Here is a 25,495-nt window from a genome sequence, read left to right on the forward strand (position 1 = left end):
ACTTGGCAATTCGGTCAAATGTGGGAGCGGGCTTGCTCGCGAATGGGCCTCATCGGCGCCGAATTACTGCTGCGCAGGCACCTCGGATAAATCCAGCACTCGATCCACCATCAACTGGATCCCCTCCACCATCCGGTGAATGCCCAGCACCGCATCACGCTGCGAGCCGTCGATGTCAAACGCCAGATGGGCCGCCAGCGCCTGCACGGACGCCAGGTCCTGGGATGCATTGGCAAGCAAGGTTTCGCTGTTCAGATGGGGACGTACGGTGAAGAGTTGGTCGGTGGGTTGAGAGGCGGATAGGGGATTTGGACTGTCTTTGATCATGGTAAACCTCTGGTGTGAAGTAAGAGCTACCAGCATCACTTGCAGTTGATGGGTGGCAGCTGTGTGCAGGCCTGCAAGACCGAGAATCACCAGTAAATCTCGGTAGACCCGAAGGTCTCCCGCACACAGCCACCATTGGATGACCATGAAAAAGCGCCGCAATTATAAAGGCGCTTGTGACTAACTGGTGAGGTTTCGGCGGGCTTGCAGTCCCGGTCGCTGAATAAGCAGCGACTGGCGAAGGTTAGTGAGGGGCGTTCCGAGGGACAACCTGAACAGCTTGTGGGAAATCTCCGAGAGCTGAAGATATCGAAGACAATAAAAAACCGGCCTAAGCCGGGTCCTTTGATCGCGACCAACGCTTAGGTAGATGCTGCTTCACGTTGTTGCGCCTCGTAATGGCGGGTCTGAAAAGGTATCAACGCCTGGGCCTTCAAACCCAGCCCTTCACTCAACCCCCAAGACACTGCCAGCTCATCACGACGACGGCGAAGCGCAACAGTACCTTGTGGTTTCACGTTTTGTCTGGAAGCAGAAAACAACTCAAGCGCTTTCAACGCTTCCATTACCCGACTGTCTGTCGCACACGAAAAACGCGTGAATCGCTCAAGCAAGTAGCCTGCGCGACGAAGTTCCACCTCACTGGAGTGTTCCTCCAGAAAAGCTTTCACCTCGCCCACAAGGTTCGCTTCCGAGTACCAAACCGCTTTCGCTGCACTGACAAGAGCAGTGTCATCAGCCTGACTCAAAGGTTCTTTGACCAGAGTCCCCAAGGCGCAAGAGAGGACTGGACCATCAAAAGGCTTCGTCAACTTCAGTGTCCAGATAATCGTGCAAAATATTGGTCAGAATGGATATAGGTGGCTCTTTATTACCAACATACATATCAATCGCCTGCAACGCCAGCCGGCGGAACTCAGTGGTCACAATGAAGCCGGCCCTAAGCAACGCCATGATATCGCCAATGTCCTGATCAGTCGCTCTACCCAGTTTGGAAATTGCAATATCGATAGGCGCAGCTATACGCAGATGCAATGCAGACTCATCAGGAAACTCTTCGAGGGGAAGACTGCGTTCCCAGTAATCTTCGTGAAGCGGGCCAAAACCCGTGTTGTACTGAAGATCGTAATTCAGTTCCATTACACGGCCAGACTGCTGGTCGAAAAACTGCTCTGGAAACTCGGCCAGCAATGTCCGCAGACGCAGCTTGTCCTGAATATTCGCGCAATAAATCTCTGCATCCACGTCAGTGGAAACACGGTGGTGCGTATATAAATGAACAGCGCAACCACCGAATACAATGACCTTGACCGCGCCTGACGCGGCGCCCTCAAGCATTAACTCCACCTCGATGGACTTGAACATTGAAACCAATGCTTGCCCCAGTGCAGTACTCGTATTGAGCCTAGGAACAACGACGTCTGGTAACTCCATTATTGAATCTCAAGCCGGTGCAACGTTACTGAACGGGTCTTGAGTTCAAACCCCGATCACTGAATTGTCAGCGACCGGCGAAGGTTATTGAGGCGGGTTCCTAGGGACAACCTGAAAGGGTTGTAGGAAACATACAGGTTGTCGTCGGGTAGATTCATTCCCACAAATCAAAAAACCTACTTATCTACCTCTCTGCCAATGGCCCGCCTGCGCATGCTCAAGGTTCTTATCCCCGCATGGAGAGCGTACCCGTGAGCACAACATCCCAGACCTTTGAAGGTATCAAAGGCCACCTCAATCAGATCGGGCACCACCTGCTCCAGATCGAAAAGCCGCTAGTGCCCGAACACACACCGTCTACCGAACTGGCCTACCTGGAAAAAACCAACGGCATCCTGAAGCGTTACCGCCAGCAGTTCCTGGCCAAGAGCCGCGCGCTCTATCAGGACATCACCCAGGGCGATCTGCTCGCCCGAGTCGAAGCACTCAAGTCCAGCTTGAATACCTATCTGCTGGCACTCGATCGCAACGAGCAAATCGACGGCAAGCCGCGCAAATCCTTCATGACTTTTGAAGCCGGCTACACCGCCCTGGCCAATGAAACGGCGGTCAGTGCCCAGGACCGACTGCTGCATCCGCAGCAACAGGCCATGCTTGCGCGTGTACCGCTGGGCGCCACGTTGCGCCCAGGCCTGTATGCGCTGAGCTTTCGTTACCAGGACCGGACGGTGGAGCTGGCCGGCGCCTTTGTGCTGACCGAAACGTCCAGCCCCGTGGTCACCGACCTGAGCGCTGTGCCGGTAGGGGAAGTGATGCTGTTCACGCCTTCGCGCGGGATCGAGGCATTCGGCTCGCTGGCGCAACTCAATACGCACGTGCTCCAGGGCCTGGAGGATGCCGGGCAGCGACGCGACTTCATGGCATTGTTGCCCGTGCGTTATCGCGATGTAACGCCCGGCGCCATCTGGCCGCTGCAACTGACGCCGATCACCGACAAACCGCTGTTCGAACACACCTACAACGCCCTGCTCGACAAGCGCACCGAGGACATCGAGCGCGCCTTGAGCCTGGTAGATAATCCGGCCCACAAGGCCGCTGTGCTGATCGACGCCCTGGACCAGGCCATCGCGGCGGCCTTGCCGGACTTAGAAGCACGCCTGCAGTGGCGCAGCCGACGCCTGCTGGAGCGCCACCTGCGCCACAGCGCACCGGACTGGTATCGCAGCGCCAGCGAACCCCGCCGGGCCGCGCTCGCCGCTCACCTGGCGAGCTATAACGCGGCCCGCCAGGATCTGCTCGACGTGCTGGGCCCGGTCGCTACCCCTGAGGCCCTGGCCCGCTATCGACTGCTCGAACGCTTGAGCGATGAGCTGGACATCCACGACCTGGCGCCGGAACACCTGCTGGTCAACACCCGGCGCTACGTCGATCCCATCGGTGAATACGAACACGACCGCAACCTGGTTGACCTGGCCCTGCGCGGGCTGCAAGCCGGTGATGCCGAGCCGGGTTCGGACTTCCTGAACAAAACCACGCTGACCTACCACGAGGCACCGCTGCCGCCGGCCTATCAGGACCTGACCGCCGCCTGGCTGGCACAGGTATTGACCACCCTGCAGCCGCGTATCGAGTTCGGTGAGCTGCAACAGCAGATGCATGCCAAGCCTGCGCTCAGCCGCGCGATCGAACAGATGCTCGACCAGCGGATCAACGCACTGGCCTATACCGCCATGCTCCAGGGTCATCTCAGTGAAGAGGACTTTCAGTTGGTGCAGAATCTGCGCCAGGGCACCGACACGCGCCTGAGCGCCGCCACCCTGTCGCTGCACGAGGCCCAGTTGCAGGATATATGGGTATTGCGCCAAACCGACGCCAGCGGCGCGGTCACCCGCCTGCTGCTGTGCACGCCCGAGGCACCAAGGGAGCAGCAATTCCAGGCCTTCGACACTGAGCTTGCGTGCCAGCAGCACATCCTCGGCTGGAGCCTGGACAACGGTGCAAAACACCCGCCTGGCAGCCTGACCGACTACCTGATCAAGCGGGTCGCCCTGCGTTTTCGCGCAGCGATGAAGCGGGTGCTGAGCGGCTTGAGCTTCAAGTTTCAAGACCGCGAGTACACAGCGATCAGCTTTGGCAACGTCGGCAGCCACGCCGACTGCCTCAAGGCGATGTCTGCCCATGTGCTGGCGACCCGCGTCGACGACTACGAATTCAGCACCCCGAACTGGTACCGCTCCACCCACGCCGACAACCGCCGCAAGCTGTTGAAACTGGCCGAGGACAGCGAAGGCGCGTTGCTCACCTATCAGGACTTTCCGCTGTCTGACGCGCAGTTTCCCAGCTTCGCTGACTACCTGCATGACCAGGCAAAAAAACGCTTGAACCTGCTGCTGGGACGTCCTCAGAACGATGTCGACCCCGACACCATCTGGGCATTTTCACCGCCGGCGCTGCTCGGTTCATTGACCCCGCCGCCCCTGACCTACACCCAGCTGTACCGCGACGGTTATGCCGACGGTGTGGGGTTCCTCGACGAGAAGTTCTCCCGCGCCGCCCAGTTCAAAGGCCCCAAGGGGATTGACCTGAGCGCGTTGACCGCCGAGAAAGTCGCCCGCTCGGTCACCGGCACCTGGGTCGGCGCGCGCTATATCAGCGAGGTGCGGAGCCGATTGCTGAATGTCGGCAGCGCGGACTATGACCTGCGGCGCAATGCAACGCTGAGTATCACCCAGCGCCAGATGCAGAACGCCGCCCTGGAGTGCCGGCTCGAGGGCCACATCGCCGGGGTCGATTGGGACTGGCTGGAGCGCAGTATCGCCAGCATGGGGGAAACGGCCACCGAGACACGCGGCACCTACGCCATTCATCGCCTGATGATCAATGGCGAATGGGTGATGGGCACTTTCCTCTTCAGCCATGCTGATTTTCCGACCCTGCTCTATACCCCCAACGCACCGGATGGCATCAGCTTTCGCGAGGCCAGGCAGTTCAACTACCTGCTGAAAAAGGTGCCCGGCATGGTCGCCTATTTCACCCTACGGGTCGGTGCCCAATCCCAGGTTAAAGTGCGTACCTTTCTGGAGACCGCCAAGGCGCAGTTGCCCGAGGACCTGAACAAAACCGACACCAGCCCGGCACGCTATGACGCAACCCGTGCACAGCCGCCCCTGCTGGATCTGCGTCGGGCCCTGTACGACATGAAGCTGCAGCGCAGGATCGACGACGTTGAAGGCACCACGGCCAATCGCACCCAGGTGATCACGGGCATCCTCTGGACCTGCGTGGAATGGGTCACCGCCATTGCTACCGCACCGTTTCCCATCGTCAGCCTGAGCCTGGGCATGCTGCTGGCGTTCAAGGACGGCATGCTGGCCCTGAACGCCTATCAACAAGGCGATACAAGTGCCGCCGTGGCACACTTGATCGGTTATGTGCTGAACAGCGCCGGCGCGGCGTTCACCGACCTGCGTCCGGCATTGGTTTCCCTTAAACAGCTGGCAAGACCGGCCCTGCGCGAGGCCGCCCAGAGCGCCACCGCGACCAGCGAGGCCCTGAAGCTGGTGCATCCCCTGCAACCCCCGGTACTTGCGCCGGCAGACATGCAGGCGGTGCTGTTCGACGGCGAGTTGCTTTGGGCAAAAAACACCCCGGACCCGATCGGACGTTATTTGCTGTACCGACTCGATCCGCCTACCGGCAAACTGATCTCCACGACTCGCGTGGCCGCGCCCGATACACAAGGCGTCTGGCGCCGCACCGGCGTCACCGGTGGCGCACCCAAGTATGAAAAATTGCCCGACACACCGGAGCCGCTCAAGCCTTATGAGATGCCGGCAAAGTACGCCAACAAACTGGAACTGGTGCTCGACCCGGATGTGCGCACCGGGATACTGCTGCGGTCGGAGTGGGATTTCGGCTCGCAAGACGTGATCCTGGGAAGCGCCGCCATTGAACTCAAATCCCTTCGTACCGCTTACCTGCAACAGGCCGAACGCCTGGCCACCGACGCCCAGGACTTTTTCAAGACCCTTGACCCGTTGCCGGCCCGCGCCGAGCTTCCGGCCCTGGACGCCAGCACGTCGTTTGCACAACTGATCGCCAGCGATGCCTTCAGCGGTAACAAGAACCTGGTCATTGGCGCGGTGCCCGGCTCCATTGCCAGTAAACAGCTGCTGGTCACACACATGGACGCGTTGATCAGCAAGGGTTTCAAACACCTTTATATCGAGTACCTGCCCGGTGATGTGTTTCGTCCAAAACTGGAGAAGCTCAACAGCGGAAAATCCTGGCAGCACATCGAGCGGCACCTGAAGACTGTCGACAAAGCCTTTGGCTTGGCCGAGAACGCCGAGTACTCCTACGTCGCCCTGGTACGCAAGGCTCAGGAAAAGGGCGTGAAGATCAAGGCCCTGGATGCCTCAACCTCGTACTTGCTGGACGACGCCCTGCAAATGGGCGACACCCCACCGACGACGCCACGCGGCAACAGCATCAGAAACTATTACTCCCACAAGGCGATTCAGACCGATGCCCTCGACGAGCAGGATGAACGCTGGGTGGCCCTGGTGGATCATTCCCGGCTGCGTACTTTCGAGCAAACGCCTGGCCTGGCGGACCTGCAGGACGCGGTCGCGCTGCGCGTGGTGGATGTGGGTACGGACCAACCCGTGGGCGTGTGGATCGACACCCCCTTGGCGGGTGAAGCGCTGGCCAGAGGCGATTACCAATTGACCATGCGCACCCCGTACAAAGCCCCCGAACCGGCAACATCGCCCAGCGCTGCGCCTGTGGCCGCAGCGCATTACAGCGAGTACGACATTGCCGTCCCGCTCCGGGAGAGCATCGTCCGACAGACCAGCACACGGCATGGCCTGGACACGCGCTACTTCCCGCAGAACCCGGAGCATCAGGAAGCCTTCAGGGCATTTGTGGATACCCGCGCACGCCTGAGTGCGGATGCCGACACGTACCTGGCCAGCCACGTGCCGCCAGCCCGGCCCGAGCCATCCGTCCTGGGCCTGCCGAACACCCCCGAGGCATTGCTGGAGAAAATCCGTCACAGCGAGTTTTCGGGGCTGGTGATCGGTGAAGGGCACAACGCGCAATCGAGCAAACGCTTGCTGCGCGATTACATGGGAAAGCTCAAGGAACTGGAGTTCAAGACGCTGTACGTGGAGCATCTGCTGACCGATTTGCACCAGCACGAGTTGGATATTTTTCTGCAGACCCAACGGCTGCCGGACAACCTCAAGCGCTACCTCTCCCAGCTGGATCGGGGCCATATGCCGGGCTACAAAGGCAGCGATACCTACACGGAAGTGATCCAGATCGCGGCAAGACACGGCATGCGCATCCGCGCCCTGGACTGCACCGCCAGTTACCACATCAAGGGGTTGGGGGACGCGGATGTCTCACGCAACCAGCTGTTCAGTTACTTCGCCTCCAAGGTCATCGACGCCGACCAGGCCGCACACGGGCCCCACAAGTGGGTGGCCTTCGTGGGCAGCGCGCACACCAACACCCACCTGAGCGTGCCTGGCCTCGCGGAACTCCAGGGTGCCGTCAGCCTGCATGTGCGGGACACCGCCCCGGCGCTGGCCCGGAACATTCGAGCGGGGGCCTGGGAGACCGTTTCCGAAGGCATCAGCCCTTACACCAGGGCCTTGCGCAGCGACTTGATCCTCGACGCCGGAGTTGCCGGCACCAAAGCCCCGGCGCCCTTCGCAGCGGTGGACAGGACACGCCTGAACCGGCCCGGCCTGTTCCTGATCGAACGCCCGTCGCCCTCGCAGAACATCCTGCTGCACCGTTCGCGCACCGGGGAAATCGTGTCGACGCCGATCAAGGTCGACCACAATGGCCTGTTTTATGTCGAGCGCTGGGAGCCGATGCAGGGTAAGCGGTTCAGCTACGAAAACATGTTGATCAGTGCATTGAAGGCAGAAGTCGGGTTGACCCCCGCGCCCTGAGCCATTGAGACTTTGACACCGGGTTCATGACCACCCACAAAAAACCCGCTGGCCAAACTGGCCCAGCGGGTTTCTTGTTTCTACAGCGGGCGGATCAGAAATCCGCCAACGGCCACACTTCATAAGCCGGTGTCTCATAGGGGTGGCTGAGCTTCAACGCGGCGACCACTGCGTTGATCAACTCATCGGCCACCACCAGCTCGACCTTCCATTCTTCAACCACTTCAACCTGGCCAACCTGCCCGATAAACGGCTGGCTGCCGTCCAACGCGCGAAACTGGCCCTGGCCCGGCACTTGCCAGGCGCAGTGGTCGTAGTCGCCGATGCGCCCGCCGCCAGCAGCGAAGACGGCGGCTTTCACCGTCTCCACATGGCTGTCGGGCACAAAGAAGGCAAGCTTGTACACCGCCTTAGTTCACCCACACGCGGGCGTTGCGGAACATGCGCATCCACGCACCGTCTTCGTTCCACTCTTCCGGACGCCAGGAGTTCTGCACGGCGCGGAACACACGTTCCGGGTGCGGCATCATGATGGTCACGCGACCGTCGCGGCTGGTGAGGCCGGTGATCCCGCGCGGCGAGCCGTTCGGGTTGGCCGGGTAGCTTTCGGTGACCTTGCCGTGGTTGTCGACGAAACGCATGGCCACGCAGCCGGACAGATCGGCCTCGAGCAACGCCTCTTCGCTTTCGAACTCGGCATGGCCTTCACCGTGGGCGATGGCGATCGGCATGCGCGAACCGGCCATGCCTTGCAGGAAGATCGAGTTGGATTCCTGCACCTGCACCATGGCGACGCGGGCTTCGAACTGCTCGGAACGGTTACGCACGAAGTGCGGCCAGAACTCGCTGCCCGGGATCAGCTCGTGGAGGTTGGACATCATCTGGCAACCGTTGCACACACCCAGGGTGAAGCTGTCGTTGCGTTCGAAGAAGCCCTGGAACGCATCGCGGGCACGGCTGTTGAACAGGGCCGATTTGGCCCAGCCTTCACCGGCACCCAGTACGTCGCCGTAGGAGAAACCGCCGCAGGCCACCAGGCCTTTGAACTCGTTGAGGTCAACGCGACCGGCGAGGATGTCGCTCATGTGCACGTCGATCGCATTGAAGCCGGCGCGGTCGAACGCGGCCGCCATTTCCACCTGGCCGTTGACGCCCTGCTCTCGCAGCACGGCAACTTGTGGGCGGATGCCTTTCTTGATGTACGGCGCGGCGATGTCCTGGTTGACGTCGAAGCTGAGCTTGGTGCTCAGGCCTGGGTTGTCTTCTTCCAGGATTACGTCGAATTCCTGCTCGGCGCAGTCGGCGTTGTCACGCAGGCGTTGGATCTGGTAGCTGGTCTCGGCCCACTGGCGTTGCAGCAAGCGGCGCTGGCCGGCAAACACGGTGTCGCCATTGAACGAGATGTTGATCTCGCCGTTGTTGATCGGCTGGCCGATCACCGCGACGCAGTCGTCCAGGCCAGCGGCGCTGAACTGTGCGAGTACGTCCGGGGTTGCGTCCTGGCGAACCTGGATCACCGCACCCAATTCTTCGTTGAAGAGGATGCCGTTGATTTCAGAGGCGTCCTCGGCAACGCTGTCGAGCACGATGTTCAGGCCGCAGTGACCGGCGAAGGCCATCTCGACAACGCTGGTCAGCAAACCACCGTCGGAACGGTCGTGGTAGGCCAGCAGGTGGCCGTCGGCGTTGAGGCCCTGGATCACGGCGAAGAAGGCTTTCAGGTCTTCGGCGTCATCCACGTCCGGGGCCTGTTTGCCGAGCTTGCCGTGGGTTTGCGCGAGGATCGAGGCGCCCATGCGGTTCTGGCCACGGCCCAGGTCGATCAGGATCAGGTCGGTGGTGCCCTTGTCCATGCGCAGTTGCGGGGTCAGGGTCTGGCGGATGTCGGTGACCGGCGCAAAGCCGGTGACGATCAGCGACAGCGGCGAGGTGACGCTCTTGTCCACGCCTTCATCGTTCCAACGGGTGGCCATGGACATGGAGTCCTTGCCCACCGGAATGGTGATGCCCAGCTCCGGGCACAGCTCCATGCCGACCGCTTTCACGGTGTCGTATAGACGCGCGTCTTCACCGGGGTGACCGGCAGCGGACATCCAGTTGGCCGACAATTTGATGTCGGACAGCTTGCCGATGCGCGACGCGGCGATGTTGGTGAGGGTTTCACCAATGGCCATGCGGCCCGACGCCGGGGCGTCCAGCAGGGCCAGCGGCGTACGCTCGCCCATGGCCATGGCTTCACCGGTGTAGACGTCGAAGCTGGTGGCGGTGACGGCAACGTCGGCCACCGGCACCTGCCATGGGCCGACCATTTGGTCACGGGCCACCAGGCCGGTGATGGTGCGGTCGCCGATGGTGATCAGGAAGCTTTTGCTCGCCACGGCCGGGTGGTGCAGCACGCGTTCAATGCTGTCAGTCAGGTCCAGCGTGCTTGGGTCGAAATCATCGCCCAGCTCGGTTTCACGAACCGCCGAACGGTGCATGCGCGGGGCTTTGCCCAGCAGCACTTCGAGGGGCATGTCCACCGGGCTGTTGCCGAAGTGGCTGTCGGTGACCGTCAGTTGCGGCTCGGCAGTGGCTTCGCCGACCACGGCAAACGGGCAACGCTCGCGTTCGCAGATGGCCTGGAAGCGCGCGAAGTCTTCAGGGCCGACCGCAAGTACGTAACGCTCCTGGGATTCGTTGCTCCAGATTTCGTGCGGGGCCATGCCCGGCTCGTCGTTTGGAATGTTGCGCAGTTCGAAGCGGCCACCGCGGTCGCCATCGTTGACCAGCTCCGGGAAGGCGTTGGACAAACCGCCGGCGCCGACGTCGTGGATAAAGCTGATGGGGTTCTTGTCACCCAACTGCCAGCAACGGTCGATGACTTCCTGGCAGCGACGTTCCATCTCAGGGTTTTCGCGCTGTACGGAGGCGAAGTCGAGGTCTGCCGAGCTGGTGCCGGTGGCCATGGAGGAAGCCGCGCCGCCGCCCAGGCCGATCAACATTGCCGGGCCGCCGAGCACGATCAGCTTGGAGCCGACCAGGATCTCGCCTTTCTTGACGTGTTCTTCACGGATGTTGCCCATGCCGCCGGCCAACATGATTGGCTTGTGGTAGCCGCGCACTTCATCGCCACGGGGGGTGGTGATGGACTGTTCGAAGGTACGGAAATAACCGGTCAGCGCCGGACGGCCGAACTCGTTGTTGAACGCGGCGCCGCCCAGCGGGCCTTCGATCATGATGTCCAGCGCCGTCACGATGCGCTCAGGCTTGCCGTACGGCACTTCCCATGGCTGTTCGAAGCCCGGGATCTGCAGGTTGGACACGGTGAAACCGGTGAGGCCGGCCTTTGGCTTGGCGCCACGGCCGGTGGCACCTTCGTCGCGGATCTCGCCGCCGGAACCGGTGGCTGCGCCCGGGAACGGGGCAATCGCGGTCGGGTGGTTGTGGGTCTCGACCTTCATCAGGATGTGCACCGGTTCCTGCACCGCGCCGTATTGGCGGGTTTCAGGGTCCGGGAAGAAACGGCCGGCAACCGAGCCGACGATCACCGATGCGTTGTCCTTATACGCTGACAGAACGCCTTCGCTGTGCATCACGTAGGTGTTCTTGATCATGCCGAACAGGCTTTTTTCCTGGCTTTCGCCGTCGATGTCCCAACTGGCGTTGAAGATCTTGTGACGGCAATGCTCGGAGTTGGCCTGGGCGAACATCATCAGTTCGATGTCGTGGGGGTTGCGCTTGAGACCGTTGAAGGCGTTGACCAGGTAGTCGATCTCGTCTTCGGCCAGGGCCAGGCCCAGCTCGGTGTTGGCCTTCTCCAGCGCAGCGCGGCCACCGCCCAGCACGTCAATCGCGGTCAGCGGCTTGGGCTCGGCGTGGCTGAACAGGCCGGCAGCCTGTTCCAGCTGGCTGACGATGATCTGGGTCATGCGGTCGTGCAGGCTGCTGGCGATCAGCTCGGCCTCGGCGTCGCTGAACCCACCTTCGACGTAGAACGCGATACCACGCTCCAGGCGCTGGATCTTCTCCAGGCCGCAGTTGCGGGCGATATCGCTGGCCTTGCTCGACCAGGGCGAGATGGTGCCGAACCGTGGCAGGACCAGGAACAAGCGGCCGGTCGGCTCTTGAACGGGAACGCTTGGGCCGTACTTCAGAAGGCGTGCGAGCACTTGCTGTTCGTCGGCGGTCAAGACGCCGGTAACGTCGGCGAAGTGAGCAAATTCAGCATACAGGCCTGTAACCGCTGGAACCTTCTGGCTCAGTTGTTCAAGGAGTTTGCTGTGGCGAAAGGCAGAAAGGGCAGGAGCGCCGCGCAGGATCAACATCTTCGGGACAGCCTCGGGAAGGGGTGTGCTTTGAGGCCGTGCATTCTAGCGTAAACCATCGCCAACGGCACCCGAAACGGCACCGCTGGCGGCTGCCGAACGTCAGTTGGCACGGTTTGCACGCTATCGGGGCGTTATCCAAGGCATTCCGCGCAGTTATTTTAACCGTCACAATCGAGCGCCAAGCCACGTTTCTGCGGGTTGCAGCACAGTTTTGGCGGCGCTAGCAGACAAGTCCGCCGCTGTCGAGATATGGCGCCGTGGGCCGTTTGCGTATACTGCGCAGATGTTCTCCCCAACTGCTTTGCGCCCGCGATGCGCCAGATGGCTCATCGTCACCGGACTCTTCCTGATGCTCAGCGCCTGTGTTGATAAACCCAGCACGCTCGAGCGAATCAAGGAGGATGGCGTATTGCGGGTGATTACCCGAAACAGCCCGGCGACTTACTTCCAGGACCGCAACGGTGAAACCGGTTTCGAATACGAACTGGTCAAGCGTTTTGCCGATGACCTGGGCGTGAAGTTGGAAATCGAGACCGCCGACAACCTTGACGACCTGTTCGGCCAGTTGGGCAAACCCAACGGCCCGGTGCTCGCCGCGGCCGGCCTGGTCAGCAGTGAGCAACGCCAGCAACAGGTGCGGTTCTCCCACCCTTACCTGGAAGTCACCCCGCAGATCATCTACCGCAACGGCCAGTCACGCCCGACGAACGCGGCGGACCTGGTGGGCAAGAAGATCATGGTGCTCAAGGGCAGCACCCACGCCGAACAACTGGCCGCGCTTAAGAAGCAGAACCCGGCCATCGAATACGAAGAATCCGATGCCGTCGAGGTGGTCGACCTGCTGCGCATGGTGGACGAGGGGCAAATCGACCTGACCCTGGTGGACTCCAACGAAGTGGCGATGAACCAGGTGTACTTCCCCAACGTACGGGTGGCGTTCGACCTCGGCAACGCCAGCAACCAGAGCTGGGCCGTGGCCGCCGGCGACGACAACAGCCTGCTCAACGAGATCAACAGCTACCTGGACAAGGTGGAAAAGAACGGCACCCTGCAACGCCTTAAAGACCGCTATTACGGGCACGTCGATGTACTCGGCTATGTCGGCGCCTACACCTTCGCCCAGCATTTGCAGCAGCGGCTGCCCAAATACGAGAAGCACTTTCGCGCCTACGCCAAGGAAGAAAAAGTCGACTGGCGCCTGCTCGCGGCCATCGGCTATCAGGAATCGCTGTGGCAACCGGCGGTCACCTCAAAGACCGGCGTGCGCGGCCTGATGATGCTGACCCAGAACACCGCCCAGGCGATGGGCGTGTCCAACCGCCTGGATGCCAGGCAAAGCATCATGGGCGGCGCCAAGTACCTGGCCAAGATCAAGGACGAGCTGGACGACAAGATCGCCGAGCCCGACCGCACCTGGTTTGCCCTCGCCGCTTATAACGTCGGCACCGGCCATCTGGACGACGCGCGCATCCTGGCGAAGAAGGAAGGCCTGAACCCGAACAAGTGGCTGGACGTGAAGAAGATGCTGCCGCGCCTGTCGCAGAAGCAGTGGTACAGCAAGACCCGCTACGGCTACGCCCGGGGCGGCGAGCCGGTGCACTTCGTGGCGAACATCCGGCGCTACTACGACATCCTGACCTGGGTGACCCAGCCGCAGTTGGAGGGTAACCAGGTGGTGGAAGGTAATCTGCATGTGCCGGGTGTGGATAAAACCAAGCCGCCGGAAGACACCCCGCAGTTGTAAAACTGATCTTCCCAACACCACAAAACCAATGTGAGAGGGGGCTTGCCCTAATGCCAGTCAGTTAAGGCTTTTTGTAGGAGCGAGCTTGCTCGCGAAAAACTCACAGGCACCGCGTTCATTCAGGAAGCACGCGTTATCGTTGACGTTTCTCGCGAGCAAGCTCGCTCCTACAGGAGGCGATGTACGCCTACTTGGCTTCGAGCCCGATGAGCAAATGGACCACCCCACCCGTCAATACCATCACCCCAGAGACCCCCGCGGCCTTTAACGCCGCAGCATCAAACGTCTCAGCATCCTGCAATTGCACCCGCACCCGCGTCAGCGCCACACGCTGCTGCGACCTGAGGTTATCCGCACCGCCCAACGCGCTCAGCACCTCGGCCGACAACAGCACCTGTGTCGGCACCGCCACCGTCTCGGCAATCAAATCCGGGGTCAGGGCTTTCCAGAACGCCCGCTGCAATTTCTCGAACATGCTCAGTGCTCCACGACAGGTGAGGTTTCAACGGTGGCCGCGTGGTACAGGCGCAAGGCCTCGCGCACCTGGGCGGCCTCTTCCAGGCCCAGTACCTGACGGGCGATGGTCTGGCAGCCGGCCAGGTCCAGCTCGCGGACGGTGGCCTTGATGCTGGGGATCAGCGGCACACTGACCGACAGTTCATCCACCCCCAACCCGAGCAACACCGGCACCGCCAGGGCTTCGGAGGCCAGTGCGCCGCATACGCCCACCCACTTGCCATGGGCATGGGCGGCCGTGACGGTGGCGGCGATCAGGCGCAATACCGCCGGGTGAAAGCTGTCGGCCTGGCTGGCCAGGCGCGGGTGATCACGGTCCATGGCCAGGGTGTATTGGGTCAGGTCGTTGGTGCCGATGGAGAAGAAATCCACATGGGGCGCAAACACATCCGCCATCAGGGCCGCCGACGGCACCTCGATCATGATGCCCAGTTTGGGCAACGCGCTGAGCCCAAGGGCCTGGGCTTCTTCCTTCATAATCTGGCGGGCCAGGTGCAGCTCCGACAGCAGGCTGACCATCGGCAACATGATATGCAGGCGTGCCAGCCCGGCACTGGCGAGGATCGCGCGCAACTGTTCACGCAACAGCTCCGGGCGCTCCAGGCACAGGCGTATGCCGCGCAGGCCCAGGAACGGGTTGGTTTCACTGTCCATCGGCACGTACGCCAGGGGTTTATCGCCGCCGACGTCCAGGGTGCGCACCACCAGATTGCGCTCGGTGCCCAGGGCACGGGCGATGGCGCTGTAGGTGGCGGCCTGCTCATCCACGCTTGGGGCGCGATTGCGATCCAGGTACAAAAACTCCGAGCGCAGCAGGCCGACGCCTTCGCCCCCGAGGGCCCGGGCTTGTTCCACCTCCTGCAACGAAGCGACGTTGGCGCTCACCTCGACGTGATGGCCGTCGCGGGTAATCGCAGGCACTAAAGCCTGCGCCACGTCACGCTGGCGTCGCAGCACGTGCTGCTTACGCGCAGCTTCCAGCTGTTCGATCTCGGCCAGGTTGGGGTCCAGGTGCAGCTCGCCTTTGTCGGCATCGAGCAGGACCTGTTTGCCGTTGGCCAGCGCCAGCACTTCAGGCCCGACCCCACACATGGCAGGCAGGCCCAGGGCCCGCGCCAGGATCGCGACATGGCTGGTCGCCCCGCCGCCGACGGTGACAAACCCCAGTACCTTTTGGGTGTCGAGGCTGGCGGTTTGCGAAGGCGTCAGTTGCTCGGCGACCAGGATCGCGCGGTCGGGCAGGTCCCAGGCGCGGTCTTGAATACCGAGGATCAGCTTCAGCACACGCCGGCCGACATCCGCCAGGTCCGCCGCACGTTCGGCCAACAGGGCGTTGCCCAGGTTCTGGAACAGCTGGGCAGTGGCGACCGTGGCGCTGTTCCAGGCAAATGCGGCGCTCTTGCCTTCGGCCAGCAGGCCATCGGCTTGTTCCAGCAGCGTCGGGTCTTCGAGCAACTCCTGATGGGCGCGGAAAATCTGCGCCTGGGCACTGCCTGCCGCCTGGGTTTGCAGGGCTTGCAGCGCTTCGGTTGCAGCCAACAGGCCACGCGCCAAAGCGACACGTTCGAACGCCTCGCCAGCGCCCTGTTCAGTCACCTTCAGCTCGGGCTCAGCAACCTGGACCACCTGGCCAAACGCCGATCCCGGCGATGCGCAAACGCCTCGCAGCAGCGTCGCCGACGATACCGGCACGGGCGCTTCAAGCTGTGCAGCCGGTGCCGCGATGGCCTCGCCGCAGCCTTCAAGCAACAGCGCGACCAGCGCCTGGATCGCCGCCTCGGCGTCGTCACCGGCCGCACTCACTTGCAAGGTATCGCCCTGTACGGTTTGCAGCGCCATGATCGCCACCAACGACTTGGCGTTGGCACTCTGGGTTTGCTTGTGCAGGTAAATGCTCGCGTTAAAACCTTTCGCGGCTTGTGCCAATACGGCGGCCGGGCGCGCGTGCAAACCGTTGGCGTTGGGTAAGGTCAACGGCTTGGAGAAGCGTGCATCGCCCTCCTCCTCATCGGCCTCCTCTACCCGGTTGCCGGGTGCTACCTGCAACACCGGTTGGCCCAATTCCACCAGGCCGCTTGCCAATGGCGTGAACGGCTCGCCGCTGACCACCAGCATCAAGGTCAGCAAACTGCGTGCGTTGAGCGCCACGTAGTCGGCGTCGAATTCGATCAGCGCTTGCCCGGCCTCCACCCGCTGGCCTTCCTCGACCAGGCGGGTGAAGCCCTTGCCTGCCAGGCTCACGGTGTCCAGGCCGATATGCATCAGCACCTGCACGCCGTTGTCGTTGGTGACGCTGACCGCATGCCCGCTGTCCTGGATATTGCTGATCACCCCGGCCAGGGGCGCGCACAGGGTCTGCGAGGTGGGATCGATGCACAGGCCGTCGCCGATCATGCGGCTGGCGAACACCGGGTCAGGCACCTTGTCCAGTGCCAGCAGCACGCCGGACAAGGGCGCCAGCAGTTCCAGGGATTGAGTTGCGGTCATGACGTCACCTGCCGTTTTGTTCTGTAAAAATCCTTGGGTGGATGCCTATCCCATGGATGACTTATTTCCACCAGTATTCAACCTGCACGCCCACGTTCGACCCATGCCGCGCGGTGCCATAGGCGCCGGTGTCGGACAATGCCGAGCCCGCCGCCAGTTCATTCGCTGCACGCTTGGCCGCTTCGTTCCAGGTCGCATAGGTGTAGTACAAACGCACTTCCGGCCGCGCCCAGAAATCCGGGCCGTTGGGCGACCAGGTCGGGGCGAAGGTAAATTTGCTCAGCTTGCGCGTGCCGCCGGTGGCATCGACCTGATCATGCCCAAGCTCGGTGACCAACTTGAATTGTTCGCTGATCGCATACGCAGGGCGCACGCCGATGGACATCCAGGTCTGGTCCTGGCTGCCGGGGCGAATATCCTTCTGGTACACCGCCTCGATCTGCCCACCAAAGCGCGGGGTCACTTGCCAGTCGAAGAACTCCACGGCGCGATAACTTTTGCTGCTGTTATCCAGGAAGGTATTGCCGGTGTAGCCCAGGCCGGTGCCGGGGCCTTCGCCGTACTGCAAAGCGAATTTGTTCTTGCCGCCCAGGAAGGGCTTTTGCACATGCTGCGCGGTGAGTGCCCAGCCGCTGTGGGTATCGCGCCCACCGGCCTTTTCGATATGGCTCAAGCCCAGCTCCAGCTCGCCGCCGGGGTTGGTCTTGAAGCCCGCGACGTTGAAGTCGTGACGGGTGGCGTATTCCTTCTGGTACAGGTTGTCCTTACGCGAAATGGCGTAGCTGTACTTGAGGTCGCCGATCAGCACGTCCTCGATTCCGCCGCCGGTGGCGCTCTGGTTCCAGTAGTAGAAGTCGGAAATATGGATGTCATTGCGTTTGTAATAACGCCGACCGGCCCACAGCGAACCGCCATTGAGGGCAGGCAGGTTCGACCACTGCGCATACATCTGTGGCATGCGCGCCGAGCCGTTGTCTTCGCCCTGGAATTTAAGGGCGCGGTCGTATTGGTTGTACAGCGATGCCATGGCGTCGACGCTGAGCACCGAGCCATCGTCGAGGGTCAGCAGGTCCTGACGCAGTTCCAGCTCGGCGTACTGCTCGCATTCGTTGCCCAGTCGGTATTTGGTTTGCGCCCCCGGCAACTGGAAACACTGCTGCTTGCCACTGCCTGTCGACGTCCCCGCGCCGCTGCGTAAGTAACCGGCAAATTCCAGGGCCTGCGCGCCGAATGGCAGGCTCAGGCAGGATGCAACGAGGCCCAGCTTTATTGTTGTTTTCATGAATGCTCCTTCTATTTTTATTGTTTTATTACTGTCCTTGCACGACACGATTCCCTGTAGGAGCGAGCTTGCTCGCGAAGAACGCTAACGATTACGCAGCGATACTGGTTTAGCGCGGCGCTCTCAGGTTTTTCGCGAGCAAGCTCGCTCCTACAGGGGGCGTATCAATCAATCAGGTGCAGCACGAACGATTCGTAGGGACGCAAGACGACCGTGGCCGTGCGTGGTGGGCAGTCGGGGTAGTTGCTGATCAGCAGGCGTTGCTCGGTCGCGGCGCCGATCACGTCGCCAGGCAGTTGGATCTCACAGGGTTGGCCGTAGAAGTTGTTCAGCACCAGCAGGCGCTCACCGTGGCCTTCGCGCAGGTACGCCCAGACCTGCAAATGGTCTTGCAGCAGTTGGCGGTAAACCCCCTCTTGAATCAGCGGTTCGTGGCGGCGCAAGGCGATCAGCGCGCGGTAGTGATGCAGCACGGAGTCGGGATCGTCGCGCTGGTATTCAACGTTGATCTGCGCGGCATTCGCCGGGAGGCCGATCCAGGGCTCGCCGGTGCTGAAACCCGCATTCGGCTGCGCGTTCCACTGCATCGGCGTACGGCCGTTGTCGCGGGACTTCTGCATGATCGCCGCCATGCTCGCCGCTTCGGATTCACCGGCATCGCGCTTGAGGCGGAAGATGTTCAGGGTCTCCACATCGCGGTACTGATCGATGCTGTCGAAGCCCGGATTGGTCATGCCCAGTTCTTCGCCCTGGTACACGAACGGCGTGCCCTGGAGGAAGTGCAGCGCGGTGGCGAGCATCTTGGCCGAGACCACACGATGCTCACCGTCGTCACCAAACCGCGAGACCACCCGGGGTTGATCGTGGTTACACCAGAACAGCGCGTTCCAGCCGCCACCGGCCTGCATGCCCAGTTGCCAGTCGGAGAGGATCTGCTTGAGTTGCAGGAAGTCGAAGTCAGCCTTCACCCACTTCTGCAGGTTCGGGTAATCGACTTTCAGGTGATGAAAGTTGAAGGTCATCGACAGCTCTTTCGACTCTGGCCGCGAGTAGCGAATGCAATGCTCAAGGCTGGTGGACGACATCTCGCCGACGTTGATCAGGTCATGGCCTTCAAAGACTTCGCGGTGCATCTCCTGCAGGTATTCATGCACGTTCGGGCCGTCGGTGTAGAAGCGGCGGCCGTCGCTGTTGTCTTCGGGGAAATCCGCGGGCTTGGAGATCAGGTTGATCACGTCCAGGCGGAAACCGCCCACGCCCTTGTCGCGCCAGAAGCGCATCAACTTGAACACCTCGGCACGCACCTGGGGGTTGTCCCAATTGAGGTCGGCCTGGGTGTGGTCGAACAGGTGCAGGAAGTACTGGCCGGTTTGCGCCTCGTATTCCCAGGCCGACCCGCCGAACTTGGATTCCCAGTTGTTCGGCTGGTCGCGCCAGATGTAGAAGTCGCGGTAGGGGTTGTCGAGGCTGCTGCGCGCCTGCTGGAACCACTCATGCTCGATGGAGGTGTGGTTGACCACAATGTCGAGCATCAGCTTGATGCCACGCTTGGCCGCTTCGCTGATCAACAGGTCACAGTCGGCCATGGTCCCGTAGCTGGGGTCGATGGCGTAGTAGTCGCTGATGTCGTAGCCGTTGTCCCTTTGCGGCGAGCGCAGGAACGGGGTGATCCACAGGCAATCCACGCCCAGCCATTTGAGGTAGTCGAGTTTGTCCACGATGCCCAGCAGGTCACCGGTGGCGTTACCCGCGTGGCTGTGGAAGCTCTTGGGGTAGATCTGGTAGATCACCGAGTGTTGCCAGTCTTGCATGGTGGATTCCTTCAGTAGAGTTTTGTGCTGGCCTCTCGGGCCTTGATGGCGATTGATCAGGCGACGCGATAACCCGGCCGAACAATCTTCATGCTCAACGCACAGGTCAATGCAAACGGCACGACCATCGCGATGACCATCCCGATCACAAACATCGCGATGGATTGCGGCACGATCGAGATAAACCCAGGTAAACCACCGACGCCGATGGCCGAGGCCTGCACCTTGTTCAGCGACAGGAAAATGCTGCCCAGCGCCGAGCCCACCAGGGCCGCGTAAAACGGAAACTTGAAGCGCAGGTTCACCCCGAACATCGCCGGTTCCGTGATGCCGAAGTAGGCGGAAATCGCCGAGGTCGAAGCCATGCTTTTATCCCGCGCATTGCGGGTGGTGTAGAACACCGCGAGCGCGGCGCTGCCCTGGGCCAGGTTGGACATCACGATCATCGGCCAGATAAAGGTGCCGCCCTGGGTAGAAATCAGTTGCAGGTCCACGGCGAGGAACATGTGGTGCATGCCGGTGATCACCAGCGGCGCATACAGCAGGCCGAAAATCGCTCCGCCAACCATCGGTGCCAGGTCAAACAGGGTGACCACGCCTTCGGTGATCAGGATGCCGAGGTGACGGGTCACCGGGCCGATGATCGCCAACGCCAGCACGCCGGTGACGACGATGGTGGTGATTGGCACGACCAGCAATTGAATGGCGTTGGGCACGCGAGCGCGCAGCCATTTCTCGATGACACTCATGACATACGCCGCCATCAGGATCGGCAGGATCTGCCCCTGGTAGCCGACTTTCTCGATCTTGAACCAACCGAAAATATCGAAGTAAGGCAGGCTCTGGCCGTCGAGCCCGGCGACCGCCTTGCCGTAGTTCCAGGCGTTGAGCAGATCGGGATGCACCAGCATCAGGCCGAGCACGATGCCGAGGATTTCACTGCCGCCAAAACGCTTGGCCGCCGACCAGCCCACCAACGCCGGCAGGAACACAAACGAGGTGTTGGCCATCAGGTTGATCAGGCTCCACAAGCCATCCAGGTTCGGATACGCCTCCAGCAGCGTCTGGCCCTCGATGAACATGCCCTTGGCGCCCATCAGGTTGTTCACGCCCATCAACAGGCCGGCGATGATCAACGCGGGCAGGATCGGCATGAACACATCGGAGAACACCCGCACCAGGCGCTGCATGGCGTTGGTCTTGTCGGCGCCCTTCTTCTTCACATCGGCGATGGTGGCGGCAGCGAGGCCGGTCTGTTCGCGCAGGGCGGCGTAGACCTTTTCCACTTCGCCGGGGCCGATCACCACCTGGAACAAACCGCCGGTGAAGAACGAGCCCTTGACCAGATCGACCTGGTTCAACGCGCTGTTGTTGACCAGGCTCGGGTCCTTGAGCGCCAGGCGCAGGCGGGTCACGCAGTGGGCAGCTTGCTCAAGGTTGTCGCTGCCCCCGAGGTGCTCGAGGATCTCGCGGGCAATGTTGGAATAGTCGTGGCTCATGCTTGGTTTCCACTTTGATTTTTTTATTTGGGGGGCAGTCATTGGCAGCACGCCGAAGGCAAAAGTACTCGTACAGACGAGTTAAAGCAACAACTCGTCTGTACGAGTTTGATTTTGTTTATTCCCTACAGGACACCGCTGCGCTGCAAGCCGCAGAAATCCTTGGGTCTAATGGACAAACCGCCGCTCTGCCTCTAAGGTTCCTGCCTTGAACGCCAACGCGGCACAGAGCCCTATCCATGAGCAAATACAACCAGATCTATACCGATCTGCTTGCCAGCATCACCACCGAACGCCTGCAACGCGGCACGCGCCTGCCCTCCGAAACCGAATTGATGGACAGCTACCAGGCCAGCCGAGGCACCGTGCGTCGCGCCATCGAGCAGTTGCAGGAGCGAGGGTTTGCGCAAAAGATCCACGGCAAGGGCACCTTCGTGCTCTCGCCCAACCCGATTGAGTTCCAACTCGGCGGCATCGTCAGCTTCCACGAAACCCACGCCGACCTGGGCGATGACGTACGCACCGAAGTGGTCGAATTCACCCAGCTCCCCCTGGAAGGCCCGCTGTTGCAACACATCGAGGCCGAACCCGGCAGCCTCATCACACGCATCAAACGGGTACGGCGCATCGGCGGCAAACGGGTGATCCTCGACATCAACCACTTCGTCGCCGATCTGATCCCCGGCCTGGACCAGGCGATTGCCGAACAGTCGATCTACGCCTTCATCGAGCAGACCTTGCAACTGCAGATCAGCTACGCCCAGCGCACCATCGAAGCCCTGCCCCGCAGCAAGGACGACCAGACGCACCTGGACCTCGAAGGTCAGAGCCATGTGATCGTGGTGAGCAACCAGACGTTTTTGCAGGACGGGCGGCAGTTCGAGTACACCGAGTCGCGGCATACGTTGGATAAGTTTTACTTCTCCGATATCGCCAGGCGCTAACTATCTACCCAACGCCCGTCTAAACGGCTTGGCATGCTCGGCTCTTCCCCCTTAAGGAGAGCAGCATGCCGCTTGCCGACACCTCCCCCGCCGCTCAGCAACAACTCAGGGCCCTGGCGCCCATCGTGCTGGATGCGTGCCCGAACATGCAGAGGATGGCCATCGAGGCCGCCCGCGAGATTCTCGCAAAATACGATCTGGCGAACCTGGATCCCGATCACGTGTACTGGCACCGCTTCAACGGCGGCGTCGGTGACCCGGCGACGTTTACGGGCTGGAGCCACAACGAAAAACCCCAGGCGTCGATGACGCTGACGCAGTTGGTCATTCACCGCTTCGAGGTCCATGACCAGGACAATGCCGACCTGCTCGACGGTGATGGTGGCTTTTATCGCGAAGGTGCCGAAGCGCGGTTATTCGATCAGCATAACGAAGTGCCGCTGTCCGCCAGCGCGGTGCTCAAGGACTTCTGGGCGATCAATTTCAGCGATCGCTACACCACGCGCATGGATGCATTCTGGCGCACTCACTTCGATGATTTTCGCACCCTGGCCAAGGTCAACTGCCTGGCCGAGGCCCTGCAAGCACGACAGGCCGGGCATCTCAGCAAGTCGCAGTTGCAGACGGTGATTCGAGCCCTGGCCAGCAATCTGTGCTGGCCCCCAACCCTGTCCAACCTGCAAGCCAAGGCCACTTCAGCCAGCGGGCTGCGTGTGGCGGCGCTGGATATTGGTGGACATACCGCTACGGATATCCTGCGCATCGTCGACGGCGATGGCCGGCAAATTCTCTACGTTCCGGGTGAGTCCCAGGCCTTCCACTGTTTCGAGACCGCAGCTGACCTGCATTTCTGGCTGCTGAACCAGACCAGCCACCCGGATAATCGCGCACGCTTCATGGCTCACTTTCCACTGTCGGCCCAGGTGCAGCAGGACGACACCGATGCCGTGACGTGGAAACAGATGCTGCTCACCCCCGTGCTGATCTATCGCACCGCCCAGGCCCTGGCGGGTACCCTGCCGCCGGACTGGGTGGACAAGGGCCTGTCCCACCAACTCGACCAGTTGTTTGTCGACTGGGGCACCTGGGACCACCGCCTGATCAATCAAGCCGACCAGACCATCGAGGACGATGCCTTTACCTGGCTGGCGCAATCGAGTCAGACGCGCATGCGCAATGACGCGGATTTTTCCCTGCGCAGCAATGGCGACCTGCGCAAGAAACTCTGGATCGGCTACCTGAACGCCTTTGGCAAAACCTTCGGCCCGATGGCCGTGGTCGGCTGGCCGGTAGCGTTGGTGGTGGTGGGGGCCAGTGCGGCAAATCTTGGCCTGAACATCGACCAGGCCATCAACGGCAAGACCCCGGCCGAACGCCACGCCGGGGAGCTGGGCGCGGTATTCAGTGCCATCGATACGCTGTTTAACCTGGCACTGTTGAAAGCCGACGGGGTCGTGCCCGATATCACCGAAGCAGCCGATACCCTCGCAACGGAGCCCATTGAGCTGACGCCGCCCACAGCGCCCGCCAGCGCACCGCCGGTGCCTGAGCCTGTGGTACCCGCCACCTACCAGGCCAACCTGATACTGGAAGGAGAACACCTGGATACCGCCCCCGGAAAGTTCCAGCAGGTCTATAGCCTGCGGACCTCCGACGGCATGCCTCAGCAAGCCATCCTGATGAACGACCAAGCCTATTACGTGCGCTACGAAGCCGACCCCAACGGTCGTGGGCATTGGGCGATTGTCGACCCGAACAACCCCCATGGCTTTTCCGGCGCGCTGCCGGTGCGCCTGAACGAACTCAACGAATGGGAACCTGTGCCCCACGGCAACGGTTTGAAAGGCGGCGGGGGAAACTCCAGCAAAAGCGCCCGGAGGCTGGCCCCCTCGCAGGTTCCGCCACCGCCACAAGCGATGACCACGCCACCCCACTCGCTGCGCAGGGTGACCAGCCCCTTCGATACCCCGCCATCCACCCGCCCGGAAGTGAAACGCTGGGCAATGGGCCTCACTGAAACCCATGTTCACAGCCGCTTCGGCCGCATTGACCGCTTCACCTACTACTTCGGCGAAACTCAGCGCAAACTGCTGCAATCAGCACAAGACTTCTACAAGGAACTGTCCTGGACCCGCCTGCCACCTCGTCCGGACATCCCCGCCTTTGAACCGACAACGGCCTTCGAAGAAGTCCTCGAACGCCTGCCCGAAGACCTACCGGGCTACGTCATCGGCGAAACCCTGGACCGCATCACCAGCACCCGCCTGGTGATCAGCAACATGCCGCTCTTCGCGCGCAAGGGCGTGAAAACCTTGTATGTGCGGCGCCTGCTCAACGACTTCGCCCAGGATGATCTGAACCACTACTTCCAGACCGGCGAGATGCCGGAGGACCTGGAAAGCTACCTTGGCAAGCTGGGCACCGATCCATCCGGGCGGTTCAACGAACTGGAACTGGTCAAGACCGCCAGGGCCAATGGCATACGCGTGCAGGCTATCGACTGCGCAGCCCATTACAAATACCCCACCCCTATCGCCGATCTTTCAGAGCAGGTGATGAGCAATTACCTCGCCCACATCCTTGTTCAAGCCGACAGAGCGCTGAACGGCGGCGGTAAATGGCTGGTACTGACCGGCGCCAGAAACATCAACACCTTCAATGGATTCGCCGGTCTCAGTGAACTGGAAGGAGGTATCGGTCTGCGTATAGAAGAGGTCTTTCCGGGGCAAGGCAACGAGGTGCGTATCGACCCCGGCATCGCCATTGATCGCGACAGCGCCCCCAGTCATGAAAGCATCGGTGACAGCTTCGACACCTTGCATGCCGACCTGCGCGTACAAGTGGAAGCGCCGCCGGTGCACCGGACATTGGAGCAACAGCAGAGGCTGCTGTTTCGCAAGGGCATGTACCTGATCGACGAAAACCAGGGCAACTACACCCTGCGGCACCACAGCAGAGACAGGGGCATCGTTGCGACCCCCATCAATCGGCTGGCCGACGGCAGCTTTTACATTGACCGCCCGGCCTGGGCAGGCGTGCATGACATACGGTTCCCCACGCTGGAACAGCTGTCCAGCGCCCTCACCAATATGGGCATGAGTCTGCAAAGTCGGCTTCCTGCCTGACAGGTAATAAAAAACCTGGCCGAGGCCAGGTTTTTTACTCACTCTAG

General features: G+C 61.4%; 14 protein-coding genes. 4 read left to right on the top strand and 10 right to left on the bottom strand.

The features are described 5' to 3' along the window. Window positions 1-63: 63 nt before the first annotated feature. The 3 genes from J3D60_RS15585 to J3D60_RS15595 all read right to left on the bottom strand — a co-directional run bounded on the left by J3D60_RS15585 (window position 64) and on the right by J3D60_RS15595 (window position 1,761). Window positions 64-327, bottom strand: coding sequence for a DUF6124 family protein (locus J3D60_RS15585; RefSeq protein WP_253491928.1), 264 nt, complete (start codon window positions 325-327; stop codon window positions 64-66). Window positions 328-689: 362 nt separating this feature from the next. Beyond that, complete coding sequence (locus J3D60_RS15590) at window positions 690-1,139, bottom strand: hypothetical protein (RefSeq protein ID WP_253491931.1); 450 nt, start codon at window positions 1,137-1,139, stop codon at window positions 690-692. After that, window positions 1,123-1,761, bottom strand: a complete 639-nt coding sequence (locus J3D60_RS15595; RefSeq protein ID WP_253491932.1) for a DUF6036 family nucleotidyltransferase — start codon at window positions 1,759-1,761, stop codon at window positions 1,123-1,125. Before J3D60_RS15595 ends, J3D60_RS15590 begins: the two co-directional genes overlap by 17 nt. A 251-nt stretch (window positions 1,762-2,012) precedes the next feature. Between J3D60_RS15595 and J3D60_RS15600 the strand changes: the two genes are divergently transcribed. Continuing rightward, complete coding sequence (locus tag J3D60_RS15600; protein ID WP_253491933.1) at window positions 2,013-7,730, top strand: membrane-targeted effector domain-containing toxin; 5,718 nt, start codon at window positions 2,013-2,015, stop codon at window positions 7,728-7,730. Window positions 7,731-7,824: 94 nt separating this feature from the next. On the opposite strand, the gene J3D60_RS15605 is transcribed toward J3D60_RS15600, so the two are convergent. Both J3D60_RS15605 and purL read right to left on the bottom strand, forming a co-directional pair. Continuing rightward, window positions 7,825-8,136, bottom strand: coding sequence for an NGG1p interacting factor NIF3 (locus J3D60_RS15605; RefSeq protein ID WP_253491934.1), 312 nt, complete (start codon window positions 8,134-8,136; stop codon window positions 7,825-7,827). Between the two features lie 4 nt (window positions 8,137-8,140). Further along, a complete protein-coding gene (purL, locus tag J3D60_RS15610; protein WP_253491935.1) occupies window positions 8,141-12,037 on the bottom strand; it encodes a phosphoribosylformylglycinamidine synthase in 3,897 nt (1,298 codons plus the stop codon). 286 nt (window positions 12,038-12,323) lie between these two features. Here purL and mltF point away from each other — a divergent pair, with 286 nt between their 5' ends. Further along, window positions 12,324-13,784 carry a membrane-bound lytic murein transglycosylase MltF gene (mltF, locus tag J3D60_RS15615; protein WP_027605438.1) on the top strand — a complete coding sequence of 487 codons (1,461 nt, stop codon included), beginning with the start codon at window positions 12,324-12,326 and terminating at the stop codon, window positions 13,782-13,784. Window positions 13,785-13,971: 187 nt separating this feature from the next. Here mltF and J3D60_RS15620 read toward each other — a convergent pair whose 3' ends face one another. The 5 genes from J3D60_RS15620 to treP all read right to left on the bottom strand — a co-directional run bounded on the left by J3D60_RS15620 (window position 13,972) and on the right by treP (window position 21,379). After that, entirely contained in the window at window positions 13,972-14,259 is a 288-nt protein-coding gene (locus J3D60_RS15620; RefSeq protein ID WP_253491936.1) for a PTS transporter subunit EIIB, read from the bottom strand. Between the two features lie 2 nt (window positions 14,260-14,261). Further along, entirely contained in the window at window positions 14,262-16,787 is a 2,526-nt protein-coding gene (ptsP, locus tag J3D60_RS15625; RefSeq protein ID WP_253491937.1) for a phosphoenolpyruvate--protein phosphotransferase, read from the bottom strand. Between the two features lie 61 nt (window positions 16,788-16,848). Next, window positions 16,849-18,069 (bottom strand): carbohydrate porin, encoded by a 1,221-nt coding sequence (locus J3D60_RS15630; RefSeq protein WP_027605435.1) that lies wholly within the window; start codon window positions 18,067-18,069, stop codon window positions 16,849-16,851. A gap of 164 nt (window positions 18,070-18,233) precedes the next feature. Continuing rightward, complete coding sequence (gene treC / locus J3D60_RS15635) at window positions 18,234-19,880, bottom strand: alpha,alpha-phosphotrehalase (protein ID WP_253491939.1); 1,647 nt, start codon at window positions 19,878-19,880, stop codon at window positions 18,234-18,236. A 56-nt stretch (window positions 19,881-19,936) separates the two neighbouring features. Then, the gene (treP, locus tag J3D60_RS15640) at window positions 19,937-21,379 is read right to left on the bottom strand and encodes a PTS system trehalose-specific EIIBC component (RefSeq protein ID WP_115487235.1); all 1,443 of its coding nucleotides are present in this window, start codon (window positions 21,377-21,379) and stop codon (window positions 19,937-19,939) included. Window positions 21,380-21,618: 239 nt separating this feature from the next. Between treP and treR the strand changes: the two genes are divergently transcribed. Further along, window positions 21,619-22,323: a trehalose operon repressor gene (treR, locus tag J3D60_RS15645; RefSeq protein WP_027605432.1), complete on the top strand. Its 705-nt coding sequence runs from the start codon at window positions 21,619-21,621 to the stop codon at window positions 22,321-22,323. Between the two features lie 65 nt (window positions 22,324-22,388). Then, on the top strand, window positions 22,389-25,448 hold the full coding sequence (locus J3D60_RS15650; protein ID WP_253491941.1) for a membrane-targeted effector domain-containing toxin: 3,060 nt from the start codon (window positions 22,389-22,391) through the stop codon (window positions 25,446-25,448). Window positions 25,449-25,495 lie beyond the last annotated feature (47 nt).

The organism is Pseudomonas sp. S3E17 (genome assembly GCF_024168685.1).
GTDB classification, from domain to species: Bacteria; Pseudomonadota; Gammaproteobacteria; order Pseudomonadales; family Pseudomonadaceae; genus Aquipseudomonas; species Aquipseudomonas marginalis.